The 16,652-nt window shown below is 71.3% G+C and carries 16 protein-coding genes; 9 read left to right on the forward strand and 7 right to left on the reverse strand.

Annotated features, from left to right (window positions below; translation table 11 throughout):
• Window positions 1-168: 168 nt before the first annotated feature.
• Entirely contained in the window at window positions 169-1,005 is an 837-nt protein-coding gene (locus tag E1292_RS28005; protein ID WP_132598210.1) for a siderophore-interacting protein, read from the reverse strand.
• A 97-nt stretch (window positions 1,006-1,102) separates the two neighbouring features.
• The gene (locus tag E1292_RS28010) at window positions 1,103-2,080 is read right to left on the reverse strand and encodes an alpha/beta hydrolase (protein ID WP_165974776.1); all 978 of its coding nucleotides are present in this window, start codon (window positions 2,078-2,080) and stop codon (window positions 1,103-1,105) included.
• Window positions 2,081-2,238: 158 nt separating this feature from the next.
• On the opposite strand from E1292_RS28010, the gene E1292_RS28015 reads away from it, so the two are divergent.
• From E1292_RS28015 to E1292_RS28025, 3 genes are read left to right on the forward strand one after another with little or no spacing between them, the layout of a single operon-like run.
• Window positions 2,239-3,063, forward strand: a complete 825-nt coding sequence (locus E1292_RS28015) for an ABC transporter permease (protein ID WP_246090377.1) — start codon at window positions 2,239-2,241, stop codon at window positions 3,061-3,063.
• Entirely contained in the window at window positions 3,056-3,844 is a 789-nt protein-coding gene (locus tag E1292_RS28020) for an ABC transporter permease (RefSeq protein WP_246090378.1), read from the forward strand. Before E1292_RS28015 ends, E1292_RS28020 begins: the two co-directional genes overlap by 8 nt.
• A 2-nt stretch (window positions 3,845-3,846) precedes the next feature.
• Entirely contained in the window at window positions 3,847-4,596 is a 750-nt protein-coding gene (locus tag E1292_RS28025) for an ABC transporter ATP-binding protein (protein WP_132598212.1), read from the forward strand.
• On the opposite strand, the gene E1292_RS28030 is transcribed toward E1292_RS28025, so the two are convergent.
• Window positions 4,593-5,066 (reverse strand): hypothetical protein, encoded by a 474-nt coding sequence (locus E1292_RS28030; RefSeq protein ID WP_246090379.1) that lies wholly within the window; start codon window positions 5,064-5,066, stop codon window positions 4,593-4,595. The genes E1292_RS28025 and E1292_RS28030 overlap by 4 nt on opposite strands.
• A 130-nt stretch (window positions 5,067-5,196) precedes the next feature.
• Between E1292_RS28030 and E1292_RS28035 the strand changes: the two genes are divergently transcribed.
• On the forward strand, window positions 5,197-5,733 hold the full coding sequence (locus tag E1292_RS28035; protein ID WP_132598214.1) for an MFS transporter: 537 nt from the start codon (window positions 5,197-5,199) through the stop codon (window positions 5,731-5,733).
• 43 nt (window positions 5,734-5,776) lie between these two features.
• Window positions 5,777-6,514, forward strand: coding sequence for a YcnI family copper-binding membrane protein (locus E1292_RS28040; RefSeq protein ID WP_132598216.1), 738 nt, complete (start codon window positions 5,777-5,779; stop codon window positions 6,512-6,514).
• Between the two features lie 110 nt (window positions 6,515-6,624).
• Here E1292_RS28040 and E1292_RS28045 read toward each other — a convergent pair whose 3' ends face one another.
• Genes E1292_RS28045 through E1292_RS28055 form a run of 3 tightly spaced genes read right to left on the reverse strand, consistent with a single transcriptional unit; the run spans window position 6,625 to window position 9,690 of the window.
• Window positions 6,625-7,584 carry an ABC transporter permease gene (locus E1292_RS28045; RefSeq protein WP_132598218.1) on the reverse strand — a complete coding sequence of 320 codons (960 nt, stop codon included), beginning with the start codon at window positions 7,582-7,584 and terminating at the stop codon, window positions 6,625-6,627.
• Complete coding sequence (locus E1292_RS28050; protein WP_132598220.1) at window positions 7,571-8,557, reverse strand: ABC transporter ATP-binding protein; 987 nt, start codon at window positions 8,555-8,557, stop codon at window positions 7,571-7,573. Before E1292_RS28050 ends, E1292_RS28045 begins: the two co-directional genes overlap by 14 nt.
• On the reverse strand, window positions 8,554-9,690 hold the full coding sequence (locus tag E1292_RS28055; protein WP_246090380.1) for a LolA family protein: 1,137 nt from the start codon (window positions 9,688-9,690) through the stop codon (window positions 8,554-8,556). Before E1292_RS28055 ends, E1292_RS28050 begins: the two co-directional genes overlap by 4 nt.
• Before the next feature lie 145 nt (window positions 9,691-9,835).
• Between E1292_RS28055 and E1292_RS28060 the strand changes: the two genes are divergently transcribed.
• A complete protein-coding gene (locus E1292_RS28060; protein WP_132598224.1) occupies window positions 9,836-10,510 on the forward strand; it encodes a response regulator transcription factor in 675 nt (224 codons plus the stop codon).
• Window positions 10,503-11,849: a sensor histidine kinase gene (locus tag E1292_RS28065; RefSeq protein WP_132598226.1), complete on the forward strand. Its 1,347-nt coding sequence runs from the start codon at window positions 10,503-10,505 to the stop codon at window positions 11,847-11,849. Before E1292_RS28060 ends, E1292_RS28065 begins: the two co-directional genes overlap by 8 nt.
• Before the next feature lie 333 nt (window positions 11,850-12,182).
• Here E1292_RS28065 and E1292_RS28070 read toward each other — a convergent pair whose 3' ends face one another.
• Window positions 12,183-13,052 carry a LysR family transcriptional regulator gene (locus E1292_RS28070; RefSeq protein WP_132515594.1) on the reverse strand — a complete coding sequence of 290 codons (870 nt, stop codon included), beginning with the start codon at window positions 13,050-13,052 and terminating at the stop codon, window positions 12,183-12,185.
• Window positions 13,053-13,611: 559 nt separating this feature from the next.
• Between E1292_RS28070 and E1292_RS28075 the strand changes: the two genes are divergently transcribed.
• Entirely contained in the window at window positions 13,612-14,637 is a 1,026-nt protein-coding gene (locus E1292_RS28075) for a neutral zinc metallopeptidase (RefSeq protein ID WP_246090381.1), read from the forward strand.
• Window positions 14,638-15,038: 401 nt separating this feature from the next.
• A complete protein-coding gene (locus E1292_RS28080) occupies window positions 15,039-16,445 on the forward strand; it encodes an LCP family protein (protein WP_246090382.1) in 1,407 nt (468 codons plus the stop codon).
• Window positions 16,446-16,652 lie beyond the last annotated feature (207 nt).

The raw sequence follows: 16,652 nt of genomic DNA on the forward strand, positions 1-16,652 counted from the left end.
CCGGGTTTCGCCCTTCCTGTCTGGAACACGGCACAGCACACTGTGACCGCATCCAGGCAGGCTTTCCGCATGTCTTGCATAAGCGGTATCAGAGGTAAGGAGTTCGTTCCTCCGGGGTGAGGAAGCCATGTGACGTAAGTGGCGTTTCGTCCCCTGCGAGGGCGGGGGTCAGGAGGCGATCGCGGCCGCCTCTTCCGCCTCGACCTGGCGGTTCCAGTCCTTCTTGACCGCCCGCCAGCCCTCGTCGTCCACCCCCGCGCGCCAGTAACCGGAAATGGACAGCCGGTCCAGCGGGACGCCCCGCTCGAGCCGCAGGTGCCGGCGGAGCTGCTTGACGAACCCCGCCTCCCCGTGCACGAACGCGTGCACGTCACCCTCGGGGAACTCCAGCTCCCGCACCGCCTGCACGAGCGCGTGGCCCACGGGACGGTCGCCGCGATACAGCCACAGGATCCGCGCGTCGGCGGCGGATTCGAGCTTCTGCTCGTCGCCGGGCCCGTCCACCTCCACCAGGACGTGGGCGAGCGCCCCCTGAGGCAGCGCTTGGAGCGAGGCCGCGATCGCGGGCAGCGCGCTCTCGTCGCCCACGAGGAGGTGCCAGTCCGCCTCGGAGTCGGGTGCGTAGCCGCCGCCGGGGCCGAGCATGAGCAGGACGTCCCCAGGCTTCGCCGCGGCGGCCCACGGCCCGGCCAGCCCCTCGTCGCCGTGCACGACGAAGTCGAGGGTCAGCTCGCGCGTGTCAGGGTCCCAGGCGCGCACGGTGTAGGTGCGCAGCCGTGGCCAGTGCTCGCGCGGCATGGTCTCGCGGCACGTCTTCACGCTGAACGGCTCGGGATAGTCGACGTCCTCGTACGGAAAGACCAGCTTCACGTAGTGGTCGGTGAGCCCTGTGGTGGCGAATTCGGACAGCCCGTCGCCCCCGAGCACGACGCGCACCATAAGCCGCGAGATCCACTCGGTCCGCAGGACGACGCCTCTATGATGATCTGTGGGCTTCTCAGCCATTCGCACAGCCCCCTGATTCAGGTTAGGTATACCTAACCTTACACGGTGTCGATCTGCCGCCGCATGCCGATCGCCGGAAAAAGGGACACGACACAACTCATGCCGCGGCCGGATCCCCTAGCGAACCCGGCCGGTCGGCCACCGCCCCCAGGAACTTCGCCATGTGCCGGAATGCCAGCCGCGCCTCCGGCAGCACGTCCGCCAGGATCGGGAAGACGTGCGGCATGCGGTCCCATTCCTCGTATCTGACCGGCACCCCGGCCTGGCGTGCCCGCTCGGCGACGCGCCTGCCCTCGTCGCGCAGCACCTCCGTCGACCCCGTCACGATCATGAGGGGCGGCAGCGCCGTGAAGTCGCCGTGCACCGGCGACACCAGCGGATCCCGCGGATCCAGCCCGGCGGTCCACCTGCGGGCCAGCCAGCGCACCCGGCCGGCCGGCAGCATGGGGTCCTGCCAGCGGTTCGCGTGGCGCGGAGCGTCGGTCAGGTCCGCCCACGGCGACAGGCAGATCGCCGCCGCGGGCAGCGGCAGTCCCCGGTCGCGCAGCGCGAGCAGAGTCGCCAGCGTCAGGTGACCGCCGGCCGAATCGCCCGCGAGCACGATGTCCTCGGCCTCGTGGCCGCGCCGCAGCAGGCAGTCGTAGGCGCCCACCGCGTCCGCCAGCGAGTCGGCCAGCGTGTGCACGGGCCCCTGCCGGTAGTCGAGCGCCAGCACCGGCCGCCCCGCCGCCGCCGACAGCCGCCAGGTGATCGGCCGGTGCGTGCCCGGCGAGCACGAGAAGTATCCGCCGCCGTGGAAGTAGAGCACCACCTTGCGCTCGTCGAGACCGTCCCCGCCGCGCACCCACTCGCCGCCGCACGACGAGAGCACCGCGGGCGCGATCGCGACATGCTCGGGATACGGCATCTGCACGAGCCGCGCGAGGTCCCCGAGCCTGGCCGCGCAGACCAGCGCCAGCGGGTGGCGCATCAACAGGATGGACGCGGGCTTCAACGTGCCGCGCATGAAACCGGTGAGCGCGCGGGCCTGCCAGCTCAGGGGGTATTCAGGAACTACGTCCCCGTCGATCCGCATATCGGTCCTCCAGTAAGTCCCCTTCCCCCTCTCGCCGGCTCCTACCGGCCAGTAAGTATCTGGATCCCCGCAGCGCTAAAACGCGTTGCGAGCCGCCGGGGCCGCAACGGATAATTTCCTGCTTCTCGTCGGCAGACCCGCGCACGGGTCCGGACACGGTGGGTCACCGTGTCATCACTCCCCGGAGGTGCAAAACCATACCGCTCTATGCCCGGCTCGTCCGGTACGGCTTCAGGAAACACGCCACCTACGTCGCGGCCGCGCTCGCCGGCGCCTTCACCAACAGCGTGTTCGGCATCCTGCGCGCCTACATCCTCATCGCGCTGTGGCAGGCCCGCCCGGGCCTGGCCGGCTACGACATCACCGACGCCATCACGTACTGCTTCGTCACCCAGGCGTTCATCGCGCCGATGCAGCTGTTCGGTGGCGGCCTCGGCATACCCGAACGCATCCGCAGCGGCGACATCGCGCTCGACCTCGTCCGCCCCGCCCCGCTCCAGGCCTGGACCCTCGCCGAGGACGTCGGCAGGGCCGCCTACCTCTTCCTGGCGCGTGGCATCCCGCCCATGCTGGTCGGCGCGGTCGTGTTCGGCGTCGTCGTCCCCGGTGGCCCCGGCCGGTGGGTGGCGTTCCTGACCGGCTTCGCGCTCGCCATCGTCGTCAGCTTCGGCTGGCGCTACCTCATCGCCCTGTCGGTCTGCTGGCTCGTCGACGACCGCGGCGTGGCCGTCCTGTCGATGGTGCTCACCACGTTCTTCAGCGGCATGATGGTGCCCCTGCACATCTTCCCCGGCTGGCTGGCCGACGTCGCCAGGTCGCTGCCGTGGGCCGCCATGGTCCAGTTGCCCACCGACCTCTACCTCGGCAAGGCCCCCGTCATGGAGACGCTCGCCTTCCAGGCCTTCTGGGCGGCGGTCCTGCTCGGGCTCGGCGCCCTCGGCACCAGGGCGATCCGCCACAAGGTGGTGATCCAGGGTGGTTAGCATCTATGCCCGGCTGGCCTGGACCTGGACCCGCGCCGCCGCCGCCTACCCCGGCTCCTTCGTGCTGATGATCGTGCTCGGCTTCGCCACGACCGCGCTCGACGTCGCCGTGATCCTGGTCGTCTTCGCCAACACCACCACACTCGCCGGCTTCTCCCGCGACGAGGTCCTCTTCCTGTACGGCACCGCCAGCCTCGCCTTCACCGTCTGCGACATGTTCGTCAGCAACATCGACCGGGTGAGCCAGCACATCAAGGCCGGCACCTTCGACACGTTCCTCATCAGACCGGTGAGCGCGTGGCTCCAGCTCTGCGCCGACCGCTTCAACGCCAACAGGATCGGGCGCGTCCTTCAGGCGGGGCTCGTGCTCGGCTACGCCGTCGCCGCGCTCGACCTCGACTGGCGGCGCGCCTGGATGATCCCCGTCATGGTGATCACCGGGATCGTCATCTTCAGCGCGCTCTGGACGCTGGCCGGCGCGGTGCAGTTCGTGCTCACGGACGCGCCGGAGCTGGTCAACGCCTTCACCTACGGCGGCCACCAGCTCACCCAGTACCCACTCAGCATCTATGCCCGCGACCTGGTCAGGAGCGTGACCTACGTGCTCCCGCTGGCCTTCGTCAACTGGCAGCCGGGCCTGTACGCGCTGGGCAGGGACGACCCCCTCGGCACGCCCGAGTTCATGCGTTTCCTCGGGCCGGCCGCCGCGCTGGCCCTCGCCCTGGCGGCCGCGCTCGCCTGGCGGCAGGGCATCAGGCACTACCGATCCACGGGGAGTTGACCATGATCGAGCTTGATCGGGCCGGGCGCTCGTTCAAGGTGCAGAGAAGCCTCGTCCACGCCGTGCGCGACCTGTCGTTCACCGTGTCGCCGGGAGAGTTCGTCGGCTATCTCGGGCCCAACGGCGCCGGCAAGTCCACCACGATCAAGATGTTGTGCGGCATCCTCACGCCTACCTCGGGCACCGTGCGGGTGGCGGGCCTGGATCCGTCGCGCAAGCGCACGACTCTGGCCCGGCGGATCGGTGTGGTGTTCGGGCAGCGTACGACGCTGTGGTGGGATCTGCCGCTGGCCGACAGCTTCGAGCTGATCCGGCACCTTTACAAAGTAGATCGCGCTGCGTTCCGTTCGAGGCTCGCCGAGCTGGCCGACACGCTCGACCTCGGCGCGTTCATCCGCACGCCGGTGCGCCAGCTCAGCCTCGGGCAGCGCATGCGCGGCGACCTCGCGGCGGCGCTGCTGCACGCGCCCGACGTGCTCGTGCTCGACGAGCCGACGATCGGGCTCGACGTGGTCAGCAAGGCCGGCATCCGCGACTTCCTCAAGCGGCTCAACGCCGAGCGCGGCACGACCGTGCTGCTGACCACGCACGACCTCGGTGACATCGAGCGCCTGTGCCGCCGGGTCATGCTGATCGACCATGGGAGCCTGGCGTTCGACGGTACGCTCGGCGACCTGATGGCCACGGCCCCCGACCAGTCCAGCATCGAGGACGTCGTCGCCCGCCTCTACACCGGCAGCGGCGCCACCTAGTAGTAGCTGCTCTCCGGCGTGGTCTCGTACTCCTCGTCCAGGTCGTCGTCCCGCCGCGACCAGCGCGACGGCATCAGCACGGGGATGAACAGGGCCACGCCGAGGAGCGCGAACACCCCAGTCGTCAGCAGCGTCCTGGCGCCGGCGCCGGCCTCCCTGACGAGCTGGTGCATCGACGGCTCGGCCGGGATGAACGACAGCGCCCTGTTCACGTCGAGCGCGTAGACGACCGTCCAGGCCAGCAGCACCATCGACGGCAGGAACGTCGCCAGCGGGGAGACCCGGCCCGCCACCACGAGGCCGACCACCAGCCCGACCGCGGCCATCGAGCCCAGCGCTATCCACAACGTCTGGCTGTCGGGTGCGGTCGCCACGGAACTCCCGGCCGCCTGCTGGACGGCCCATCCCCCGCCGGCCAGCACAGCCGCCGTCACCACCAGCCCGATGAGCAATCCAGCTAAGTGCCGCAACGTTTCTCACCTCAATGTCGACGTGGTGGGCACGACCCTAGCGACAAAAGCCATATTCAGCCCAGGCATTGCACAGCTTCGACCTCAGGGCCTCATATGCCCCTGCCCCGTGAGAACATGGGGCACACTCATGCGCGCGCGACTTCCCCTCAGGCTCGCGCGGACGGCCGCCTTCGCCGCCGTCTGCGTGACCCTCGCCGCCCTGGCCCACGTGCTGGGCGGCGGCGTGGCACCCGCGCCGTCGACCGCCGCGCTCGGGCTCGCCGGCGTGTCCGCGCTGGGGCTGGCGCTGTGCGGCAGGGAGCGCTCGGCCCCGACGATCAACCTCGTGCTCGTCGGCGCGCAACTCGGGCTGCACGAGCTGTTCGCGGGCGAGGGCGCGTCCTACGTCTCGGTGCACGGCCACGCCCAGGGCGGCCTGGCCGTCGGCACCGGCATGCTGCTCACGCACCTGACGGCGACACTGATCACGGGCCTGTGGCTCTCGCGTGGCGAGGCCGCCATCTGGTCGCTGCTGCGCCGCATCGGCCGCAGGCTCGTGCTGCTCGCACCGGCCGCCGTGCCCTGCGCGCGGCCCGCCGCACCGATCGTCCGCACCAGGGTGGTGCCGCTCCAGCCGGGCTTCCGGCACTGCGTGGCCAGGCGTGGTCCTCCACTTCCCGCCTGACCTTCTGATGCCCCATCACCTTTCGCCCAAGTGGAGATTCCGCATGTCCTTCGCACGCCGTGCGGCGACCGTGCTCGCCGCCGCCACCGCTCTCACCGCCGGCCTCGCCCTGCCCGCGCTGGCCCACGTCACCGTCCAGCCCGGCACCGCCGAGCAGGGCTCGTTCACCAAGGTCGCCTTCCGGGTGCCGAACGAGCGCGACGACGCCTCGACCACCAAGATCGAGGTCTCCTTCCCCACCGACCACCCGCTGGCCTTCGTGTCGGTCAAGCCCGTGCCCGGGTGGGACGTCAAGGTCACCGAGGGCAAGCTGCCCGCGCCGGTCAAGACCGAGTACGGCGACCTGGAGGAGGCCGTCACCAAGGTCGTCTGGTCGGGCGGCGAGATCGAGCCGGGCCAGTTCCAGGAGTTCGAGGTGTCCATGGGCCAGCTGCCCACCGACACCGGCTCCCTGATGTTCCCGACGAAGCAGACCTACTCGGGGGGCGAGGTCGTCGACTGGTCCGAGGCCCCCAAGGCCGACGGCACCGAGGCCGAACATCCCGCCCCGCTGCTCAAGCTCGTGCCCGCCTCCGGCGACGAGGCCTCCGCCGCTCCGTCCGCCGCTGCGTCCGCCACCGGGTCAACGGCCGGGGCCGCCGCCACGCCGTCGGTCGCCCCCGTGGCGGCCGCGTCGTCGTCCGACGGGACGGCCCGCCTGCTGGGCGGCGCGGGTCTGGTGGTCGGCGTGGCCGGCGTGGTGATCGGGTTCCTCGGCCTCCGCCGCCGCCCCACCTCCTAGCGCCCCTGGGCCGCGGGTGCCCTCCGCCCGCGGCCCGTCGGGCCGCCCGGCGCAGGCACGTCGAAGGGCGCCCCGGCTCGGGCCGCGGGAGCGGCCGGCCGGGCGCGGTGTCAGGAGGTGATGTCCTTGCCGGAGAACCTGGCCCAGGCGATCGAGCCGAACAGCACGATGTACGCCCCGAACGCCAGCAGCCCCTCCCCCAGCGCCGCCGTGTCGACGGGGTCGCGCAGCACCGCGTCGAAGTTCGTGAACCGCGTCGGCAGCAGGTACGGCGTGATCTCGCCGAGCTCCGGGATCGCGCGCAGCACCTGGCAGACGATGATCAGCACGATGGTGGCGGCGATGGCGCCGATGGACACCTCGGTGAAGGTCGACAGGGCCAGCGCGACGGCGGCCAGGGCGGCCATGCCCGCGCCCACGTACCCGACGGCGATGACGATGCGCAGCAGCCCTTCGCCCATCGAGATCGTGGTGCCCGACAGCAGCGTCACGTCCCCGGCGGGGAAGAGGGCGAGCCCGGTCGCCAGCGCCGACAGCGCCACCACTGCGGTGACGGCGTACGCGAAGACGACCGCGTTGAGATATTTGACGGCCAGCAGCCGGGTGCGCCCGGCCGGCGCGGCCAGCAGGTAGCGCAGCGTCCCCGCCCCCGCCTCGCCCGCGATCGAGTCGCCCGCCACCACGCTGACGACGACCGGCATCAGCAGCAGCACGAGGAACGAGAACGAGACGAACGTCAGCATGAGGCTGTTGCCCGCGACGTCCTCGATGATCCCGCCCATGCCGTCCTCGCCGGCCACGACCCGCAGCGCGACGCCGATGACGACCGGCACGACGCCCAGCGCGGCCAGCATCAGCAGGTTGCGCGGCCGGCGGAAGGTCAGCCCCAGCTCGGAGCGGAGCAGCCGCCAGAACGACCACGGCGACCGGGCGGCCGGCGTGCCGCGCTCGGCGGGATGCCGCGGCCGGCGTTCGGCGCTCCGCAGGGTCTCCTTCACCGGCACCAGCCCGGGCGTGCGCCTGGCCCGCGTCCCGGCCGTCGCCCCAGCCGTCGCATCAGCCGTCGACATCGAAGCCCTCCCCTGTCAGTCCGACGAACACGTCCTCGAGGCTGGGCCGGATCACGGCCAGCCCGCGCACGGCCACGCCCTCCCCCACCAGCGCGGCGTTGATCTGCTCCGGCGCGCGCCCGTCCAGCTCGGCCGTGACCTCCGCGCCGGATCGCCGTACGTCGGCCAGGCCCAGCGCGCCGAGCACCCGCGCCGCGTCGTCGGCGTCCGGCGTCTCCACCCGGACGCGGACGACCAGGCCGCTGCGGAGCGAGGCGATCGTGCCCTGCGCCACGAGCCTGCCGGTCCGCATGATCGCGGCGTGCGTGCACATCTGCTCGACCTCGGCCAGCAGGTGGGAGGAGACGAAGACCGTGGTGCCGTCCGCGGCTATCTCCTTGACCAGCGAGCGGACCTCGCGCGTGCCCTGCGGATCGAGGCCGTTGGTCGGCTCGTCCAGGATGAGCAGCTCGCGCGGGCCGAGCAGGGCGGCGGCGATGGCCAGGCGCTGGCGCATGCCCAGCGAGTAGTTGCGGTAGCGCTTGCCCGCGGCGGCCGACAGGCCCACGCGTTCCAGCGCCTCGGCTATGCGCCGCCCGGCGGTGGCGCCGCGTGCGGTCGGGTCGGCGGCGTCGAACCGCCGCAGGTTGGCCTCGCCCGACAGGTACGGGTAGAAGGCCGGGCCCTCGACCACCGCGCCGACCCGCGGCAGCGCCTGGGCCAGGGGCAGGCCGAGCACGGAGTAGTCGCCGGCCGTCGGCGCGACCAGGCCGAGCAGCATGCGGATCGTGGTGGTCTTGCCCGAGCCGTTCGGCCCGAGGAAGCCGAACACCGAGCCGCGGGGCACGGCCAGGTCGAGCGCGTCCACGGCGACCTGGCCCCCGCGGAAACGCTTCGTCAGGCCGCGCGTGACGATGGCGCTCTCCCCGGAGCCGTCCCCCGGGGGCGGGGCCGCCCCGAGAGGCGCCCCCGCTTCCTGTGTGACGGCAGTCACTTGACGCCCGCCGCCTTGGTGATCTCCTCCGGGGTGACCGGGCCGACCAGGAGGCGGCCGTCGTCGGTCAGCAGGGCGGTGACGAGCTTGGTCCTGATCAGCTTGCCGGAGCCCCACGGGCCGCTCACCGGGGTGGCGGACTTGAGCACGCTGTCGAGCAGCGCGTTCGGGTCGGCGCCGCCGCCGAACCGCTCGCCGTCCTCGGGCGTCTCCGCGGCCTTGGTCGCCAGCTCCTTCTGGTCGAACGGCAGGACCGCCACGCTCGCCCAGCCGTCGCCGACGACCTTCACGCGCTCCTTGACGTCCTCGGCCTTCTCGGCACGCTCCTCCGCGTGCTCGCCGGGCTGGTCGCCGAGCGTCTTCTCCTCCACCTTGGCGCCCGCGGGCGGGGTGAAGGCGAAGTTCTCGGGCGCCGGCGGCGTGAACGTCACCTGCGTGAAGCCGACCTGGAACGCCGGCTCAGCCGAACCCTTGGCGTAGACCTGGACCTGGAGCGGGACGTACGTCTCGCCGTCGAGCGCGATGCGTACCTCCTGGACCAGCGAGCCCTCCGCCTTGGGCGCCAGCACGAGCTGGTAGGCCGGGCGGCCCGCCACCTCCGCCGTGTTGATCACCCGGACGTCGGTGTACTTCTCGGCGTCGGCCAGCAACCGCTCCGCCACCTGCTGCGGCGTCAGATCGGTCGGCTGGGGCATCGGCGTCTTGTGCTCCTGGCCGGCGCCCTCCTTGACCGTCAGCCTGGTCGCGGTGTTGGTGGAGCTGTCCCAGTACCAGCCCTGGCCGCCGTTGACGATGAGGTTGGTCTCGTTCAGCTGGGTCGGGATGGCCACCCGCATCTTGTCGTGGGCGCCGTACCAGACCTTCACCTCGTGGGAGCCGGACAGCAGGCTGAGCGGCGACGTGCCGGCGTCCTGCGGCAGCGCGGGCAGGCCGAGCGACGCCGTCTGCTGGACGGTGCCGGACATCGGCGGGACGCCGCCCGCCTTGCTGTTGGCCGCCGCCGCGTCGGCCAGCAACTGCTGGGCCGAGCGCTCCGGCAGCACGGGATCGCCGCTCACGGCGGCGATCACGGGGCCCGCGCCGATCGCGGCTCCGATGACGGCCGCCGCCGCGACCGGGACCCCCCACCTCACGTACGTTCCTCTGCGCATCTCACTCCTTTACCGTATGTCGATGCTCAGAGCCTGCGTCATGCATCCTTAGGCGGACCTGAGACTTTCTGAGACGGCTCTCAGCCTTCTCAGCTCCGTCTCAGCCCGAGGACAGGAGAATCACCACATGAGAGTGCTTGTCGTCGAGGACGAACGGCGGATGGCCGCCGCGCTCCAGCGGGGGCTCCAGGCCGAGGGGTTCGCCGTGGACCTCGCCCACGACGGCGAGGAGGGACTGCACGCCGCCCGGCACGGCGAGTACGACGTCGTGGTGCTCGACATCATGCTGCCGAGGTTGTCGGGCTACAACGTGTGCAAGCGGCTGCGCGCCGAGGAGAACTGGGTGCCCATACTCATGTTGTCGGCCAAGGACGGCGAGTACGACATGGCCGACGGGCTCGACCTGGGCGCCGACGACTATCTGACCAAGCCGTTCTCGTACGTGGTGCTGGTGGCCAGGTTGCGGGCGCTGCTGCGGCGCGACTCGGGGCGGCGGCCGTCGGTGCTCGCGGCGGGCGACCTGTCGCTGGACCCGGCGCGGCGCAGGGTGGAGCGGGGCGAGCGGCCGATCGAGCTGACGCCCAGGGAGTTCGCGCTGCTGGAGTTCCTGATGCGCAGGCGGGACGAGGTGGTGTCGAAGTCGGAGATCCTCGAGCACGTGTGGGACACCTTCGACACCGACCCCAACGTGGTCGAGGTGTACGTCGGCTACCTGCGGCGCAAAATCGACGCCCCCTTCGGCAGGAACGCGCTGCAGACCGTGCGCGGCGCCGGCTACCGGCTGGCGGGCGACGGTGGCTGACTCGCCGTTGCTCTGGTGGCGGCGGCAGGGGCTGCGGTTCCGGCTCACGGTCGCGGCCGCCGCGGTGCTGGCGCTGGCGCTCGCGGTGTCGGCGTCGGTGCTGCTCAGCGTGCTCGACCGGGCCCTGATCGACACCGTGGACGAGTCGACGAGGGCGCAGGCGCAGGCCGTGCGCGTGGCGGCCGACGCCGGGACGCTGACCAGCCCGATCACGACCCACGACGGCACGATCGTGCAGGTCATCGACGACCGCGGGCGGATCACGCACGTCACGTACGGAGCCGACCGGCTGGTGCCGCTGCTCGACGCGGAGGCCAGGGAGAAGGTGCTGGCGGACGGGCAGGCCACGCTGCTGGACGGGCGGCCGTACGCGATCCCGGGGTTCTTGCGGGTGATCGTGCTGCGCGCGGACCGCGGCCAGACCGTGGTGGCGGCCAGGCCCATCAGCGAGATCCAGACGAGCCTCGGCACGGCGGGGAGGGTGCTGTTCGTCGGCACGCCCGCGCTGGTGGTGCTGCTCGCGGTGGCGAGCTGGCTGATGATCGGCCGGACGCTGCAGCCGATCGCCGCCCTGCGCAGGGGCGCCTCGGAGGTCACGCACACGGCCAGGTCGCGGCGGCTGCCGGTGCCGCAGTCGCGGGACGAGGTGCACTCGCTGGCCACCACGCTCAACGACATGCTGGCCAGGCTGGAGGAGGCGGAGCAGCGCCAGCGGGCGCTGGTCGCCGACGCCGCCCACGAGCTGCGCAGCCCGCTGGCCAGCATCCGGCTGCAGTTGGAGGTGGCGCTCGGGCATCCGGACGGCCAGGACTGGCAGGAGACCGCCGAGGGCGTGCTCGAGGACACGATGCGGCTGTCCAGGCTGGCCGAGGACCTGCTGGCGCTGGCCCGGCTGGACGAGCGCGGTGGCGTGCCCGCCAGGCGCGAGCCCGTCGACCTCGACGACGTGGTACGCCAGGTCGTCGACCGGTACGGCGAGGCGCGGCTGACGGTGTGCGACCCGGTCGTGGTGCGCGGCGACGCCCTCGACCTGAGCCGGGTGCTGACGAATCTGATGGACAACGCGGTACGCCACACCTCCTCCAAGATCGAGGTGGCGCTGACCGCCGACGGCGTGCTGACGGTGACCGACGACGGCCCCGGCATCTCCGAGCAGGACCGCGATCGGGTGTTCAACCGCTTCACCAGGCTCGATTCCGGGCGCAGCCGCGACGAGGGCGGCGCCGGCCTCGGGCTGGCGATCGTCCGCGAGACCGTGCGGGCGCATGGCGGCACGGTCTCGCTGGAGGACGCCGGCCCGGGGTTGCGGGCCGTGGTGCGGCTGCCGGTGTCCCGCTAGGCCTGGCCCGCCGGACCTGAGCGGCCACAGCCCTGCCGAGGGCTCGGTGCGCGTGTCAGGCGGCGCGGGCGATCCTGCCGGAGCCCTGCGCCGCGTCGTACGCGAGGACGCTCTTCGCCGGGGACTGCCTGGACGGCGTCTGTCACGTGCCGGGAAGGCACACGCCGGCGGGGGTTCCGGGGAGGTGCTTGGGGGATCAGAGGCCGGCGACGACGACGTCTGCGGCCTTCAGGGGCCCTGCGATGGCGAGGTGTGCTCGCCGGGCCCCCCGGGCTCGGATGATCCGGGCCCTGTCGGATGGACGTGGATGGAAATGGAGCGTTCCGAAAGTGGTCAGGCGGCTGTCCCCTTTTCTGCGGTGGCCAGGAAGTCCTGGGCGATGAGCGGCAACCGGCGGCGGGCGTGGACGACCGCGATGACCCGGCGCACGGCGGGCTCGAGCGAGCGCACCACCAGACCGGCGCGACCGGCCTGTTCGGCCATGCCGCGGTACCACAGCAGGGACGCCTGGCCGGCGCGTACCGCGTTGAGCCAGCCGTTGCGCTCGTCGGTTTCGAGCACGACCACGGGCGTCACCGCGAACTTGCCGAACATCGCGTCGAGTTCCCTGCGCCGCAGGCTGCCTCGGGCGGGCAGCGCCAGGCGCATGCCGTTCAGCTTGCCCATCGGCACGGGGTTGGGGAGTTCGAGCCCGGGCGGGGAGATCAGCACGATCTCCTGGCGTTCGAGCGGGTGGGTGATGAGGTCGGTGGGCACGGGGAGATCGGTGAGCCCTAGATCGGCCCGCTGATCCCTGATGGCGCTGACGACGCCGTCGCGGCCGTCGCAGCGGACGATGTGCACGCGCACTCCCGGGTGGTGGGCCGCGTAGGCGGGCAACAGCCGCCCCGCGAGACCGGGTTCGAGGCTGGGTGTGGCGGCGATGCGGAGCTCGGCCTCGGTGGTCCCGGCATGGTTGGCCAGTCCCTCGATCTCGTGAACCGCGTCGAGCGCCTCCCTTGCCAGCTTGACCACCCGGCGACCCTGCGCGGTGACGACCACGCCGCGGCCGGAGCGAGCGAAGAGCGTCATGCCGAGCTCTCGCTCCAGATCGCGGATCGCGCGGGACAGCGCGGGTTGCGCGATGTAGAGCGATCTTGCCGCGTCGGTCATGGTGCGGTGCTCCGCAGTCGCGACCACATAGCGGAGCTGCTGGAGATTCATGCCAAAGAAGCTAGGACACCGCCCGCCGTCGCAACCGAAAGATAGCGGAGATCACCTCGAATGATTTCGGACCGTAACCGAGCACCGCTACATCCGTGACGGGTGAGAAATCAGTATGCTTTTGCCCCAAATTTGGCAAGGGTCCGCCAAGTCGCGGCGCAAAGCCACTGAAAGCAGACAACCACGTGAACGGGGAGACACGGTGACAGGGAACGGGCAGTATCCACCCCCGCCACAGGGGCCAGGGCAGCCACAACGGCCACCGTCCTTGCCGTGGCCGCCACCGGGCTACCGCCAGCCGCAGCCGCAGGGGGGCGGCCCGCACCCGCCGCAGCAACCGCCACCGCCTCCTCCGCGCCCCCCGCAGCAGCATCCCCAGCGTCCCCCTCAGGGCACCCCTTACCACCAGGGACCGCCGCAGGGCGGCCGGCAGTACGGGCAGCAGCCACCGTACGGACAGCCGCCGCACCGGCAGCCGCCCCCTCCGCCCCCACCGCCACCGCCTCCCCTGGCGCCGACGCTGCGCTGGCCGCATCCGCCGCCGCGCAAGAAGTCCGGCATGGGCGCCGTCGGGGTGATCGGCGCCGTGCTCGGCTCGGTGGCGGCGCTGTTCGTGCTGATCGTCGTGGGGGCGGCGTTCTTCAAGAGCGCGTCGCGGTCGGAGACCTCGAGGCCGATCGCGGTCCCGACGTACGAGCCTTCGGAACGCGCCACGGACGACGACGAGCCGTTCCCCGAACGCACGCGGACGCAGGAGCCGACGGACGAACCCACCACCAGCGAGCCCACGAGCCGGCCGACGGAGCGCGAGACGGAGGACACGGAGCAGGAGCCGCGGCAGACCGTCACGCTCAACACGAGCCTGAAGAACAACACCATGTATCGCGCGGGCATCCTGCCCAGGCTCAAATGCCCGGCGGGCAACGCGAGCATCTTCAGCCACAGCCAGCTCAAGTCGCTGATCCTGAAGACCGGCAAGTGCATGGACCGGGCGTGGAAGCCCATCCTGGAGAAGCAGGGCATCGAGTTCAGCCCGCCGGGATACGCCATCGCCGCCAGGCGGGGCAGGGGCGCGTGCGGCGACTACCCGTCGCCGGGGAACATCGTGCCGTACTACTGCCCGCAGAACAACACGATCTACGCCTCCACCTCCGCCATGGCCAGGGGCAACGGCAACGCCCGCGGCTACGGGCAGATCATCTCCTGGCACGGCGGGATCATCAGCATGATGGCCCACGAGTACGGCCACCACGTGCAGAACATCACGGGCCTGATGAACTCGTGGTGGCGCTCCACGCTGGACACCTCGAACAGGAACGCCAAGCTCGCCCTCAGCAGGCGGCTGGAGCTGCAGGCCACGTGCTTCGGCGGCATGTGGATGCGCTCGGTCGCGTCGTCGTACCCGGTGAGCACGTCCAACCGGAGCCGGCTGTTCTGGTTCTACGGCCAGGTGGGCGACCATCCGGGCTATCCGCGCGACCACGGCAAGCCGGTCAACAACAACCGGTGGTTCAGGCAGGGCTGGACGAAGAGCAAGGCGTACCAGTGCAACACGTGGATGGCGTCGTCCTCAGCGACCTCCTGAAGTCAATGAGGAATTCATCTCAGGTTGGGCACATGTCGTTGTTGTCCGAGTATGGGGACTAGAATCCTGGCAATCTTGTGCCCAATGGGGGGCAAACGTCAGTTTTGCCTGGTAGGCGTAGTAGGGAGCCGGGTGTGCGCAATCGGGATGGGGAAGAGACCGTGCCAGGAGGCAGGAAACGGCGCCCGGCTCGCCGCCCACGCCCTGCTTCCCCCAGCGGCTCCGCTTCCCCTCGCGGCTCTGCTTCCCCTCGCGGCTCTGCTTCCCCTCGGGGCTCTGCTTCCCCTCAAGGTTCCGCTTCCCCTCGCGGCTCCGGCTCCACAACGCGCAATGCCCCGCCGCGCTTCGCCAAGCCGCTGACCCCCGCCTCCGTCCTCGGATGGACCGCGCTGTCCGCCATCGTGCCCGGCGCCGCACACCTGCGGGCCGGGCAGCGCCGTATCGGGCTGGTGCTCGTCAGCGTGTACGCGGTGCTGGTGCTCGCCATCCTGGCCTACGGGCTCAGCATCGCCGGCAACCTGGAGAACGCCGCCGCGCTCGTCGGCGACGGCATGCTGGTGACGATCATGGTCCTCGCCGCGCTGGCTGCCCTGGCGTGGTTCGCGTTGCTCGTGACCTCGTACATCGCGCTCGGCCCGAGCAGGCTCAACCAGCAGGGCCAGATGATCACCGGCATCGTGGTCGGCGTGCTGTGCGTGGCGGTCATGTCGCCGTTCGCCCTCACCGCCAACACCGTGATGACGTTCCGCAGCACACTCAAGGGCATCTTCCCCTCGTCGCCCGACTCCGACGTGCCCCCGGCGGCCAAGGAGGGCGAGGACCCCTGGCACGGCAAGGAACGGGTGAACTTCCTGCTGATCGGCGGCGACGCGGCGAGCAACCGTACCGGCGTGCGGACCGACAGCATGACGGTGGCCAGCGTGGACGTCAGGAGCGGCGCCACGGTCCTGTTCAGCCTGCCGCGCAACCTGCAGCACGTACGCTTCCCCGCCTCGTCGCCGCTGCACGACCAGTTCCCGAACGGCTACCTGGCCGAGCTGCCCAACGGCGGCCTGCTCAACGAGGTGTGGCAGTACGCCAACGACCACCCCGAGGTCATGGGCGGCAAGAACAAGGGCCCGCGGGCCCTCATGGACGCCATCGGCCACACCCTCGGCCTGAAGATCGACTACTACGCGATGATGAACATGTACGGCTTCGCGGACCTGGTCGACGCCATCGGCGGCCTCAAGATCCGCGTCGAGCAGGACGTCAAGTGGGGCGGCCACTACGGCACCGCGGGCACGATCAAGGCCGGCTACCGGCGGCTCAGCGGCGAGGAAGCCCTCTGGTACGGCCGCTCCCGGGTCAACAGCGACGACTTCTCCCGCATGGGCCGCCAGCGCTGCGTCATCGGCGCCTTCGCCCAGCAGGCCACGCCCGCCGTGATCCTCACCAACTTCACCAAGATCGCCGGTGCGGCCAAGCGGCTGGCGCGCACCAACATCCCGCAGCACCTCGTACAGCCGCTGGTGGAACTGGCCGTCAAGGTCAAGGACGCCAAGATCACCAGCCTGCAGTTCGTACCGCCGCAGTTCTGGCCGGGCAGCCCGGACTGGGCGAAGATCCGCACCGCGGCGCGCAAGGCGATCGCGTCCTCGCTCCGGCCGGCCAAGCAGGCGCAGACGGCCCACGTGAGCGCCTCGCCGACCACCACGTCCAACCCGGCGAAGACCCGGGCCGCCCAGCCGACGCAGACGCCGACGAGGAACAGCCAGAAGCGCAAGGGGGACGACGCCAAGTCCCTCGAGGAACTCTGCGGCCTCTGAACCCCGGCCACCGCGCTGAGCACCCGGCACACCGGCGCTCGGACCGGGAGGCCCCCCCTTTGAGCCCGAGCGCCTCGTTGAGGCCCGTACACCCCACTGAGGCCCCGCCAGAGGCCCTGCGGCGCGGGCACGGCGCACGGGGACGCTGCACACGGCAGGCACAGCGGGCGCAGCAGGCACACAGCGGGCGCGCGGGCGGGGTGGGTG

It is taken from the genome of Nonomuraea deserti (genome assembly GCF_004348685.1).
Taxonomy (GTDB): domain Bacteria; phylum Actinomycetota; class Actinomycetes; order Streptosporangiales; family Streptosporangiaceae; genus Nonomuraea; species Nonomuraea deserti.

Bases quoted from the DNA above. Each gene is read 5' to 3' on its own strand.
- E1292_RS28005 (WP_132598210.1), bottom strand. From the start codon at position 1,005: ATGGCTGAGAAGCCCACAGATCATCATAGAGGCGTCGTCCTGCGGACC.
- E1292_RS28010 (WP_165974776.1), bottom strand. From the start codon at position 2,080: ATGCGGATCGACGGGGACGTAGTTCCTGAATACCCCCTGAGCTGGCAG.
- E1292_RS28025 (WP_132598212.1), top strand. From the start codon at position 3,847: ATGATCGAGCTTGATCGGGCCGGGCGCTCGTTCAAGGTGCAGAGAAGC.
- E1292_RS28035 (WP_132598214.1), top strand. From the start codon at position 5,197: ATGCGCGCGCGACTTCCCCTCAGGCTCGCGCGGACGGCCGCCTTCGCC.
- E1292_RS28040 (WP_132598216.1), top strand. From the start codon at position 5,777: ATGTCCTTCGCACGCCGTGCGGCGACCGTGCTCGCCGCCGCCACCGCT.
- E1292_RS28045 (WP_132598218.1), bottom strand. From the start codon at position 7,584: ATGTCGACGGCTGATGCGACGGCTGGGGCGACGGCCGGGACGCGGGCC.
- E1292_RS28060 (WP_132598224.1), top strand. From the start codon at position 9,836: ATGAGAGTGCTTGTCGTCGAGGACGAACGGCGGATGGCCGCCGCGCTC.
- E1292_RS28070 (WP_132515594.1), bottom strand. From the start codon at position 13,052: ATGAATCTCCAGCAGCTCCGCTATGTGGTCGCGACTGCGGAGCACCGC.
- E1292_RS28075 (WP_246090381.1), top strand. From the start codon at position 13,612: ATGGGCGCCGTCGGGGTGATCGGCGCCGTGCTCGGCTCGGTGGCGGCG.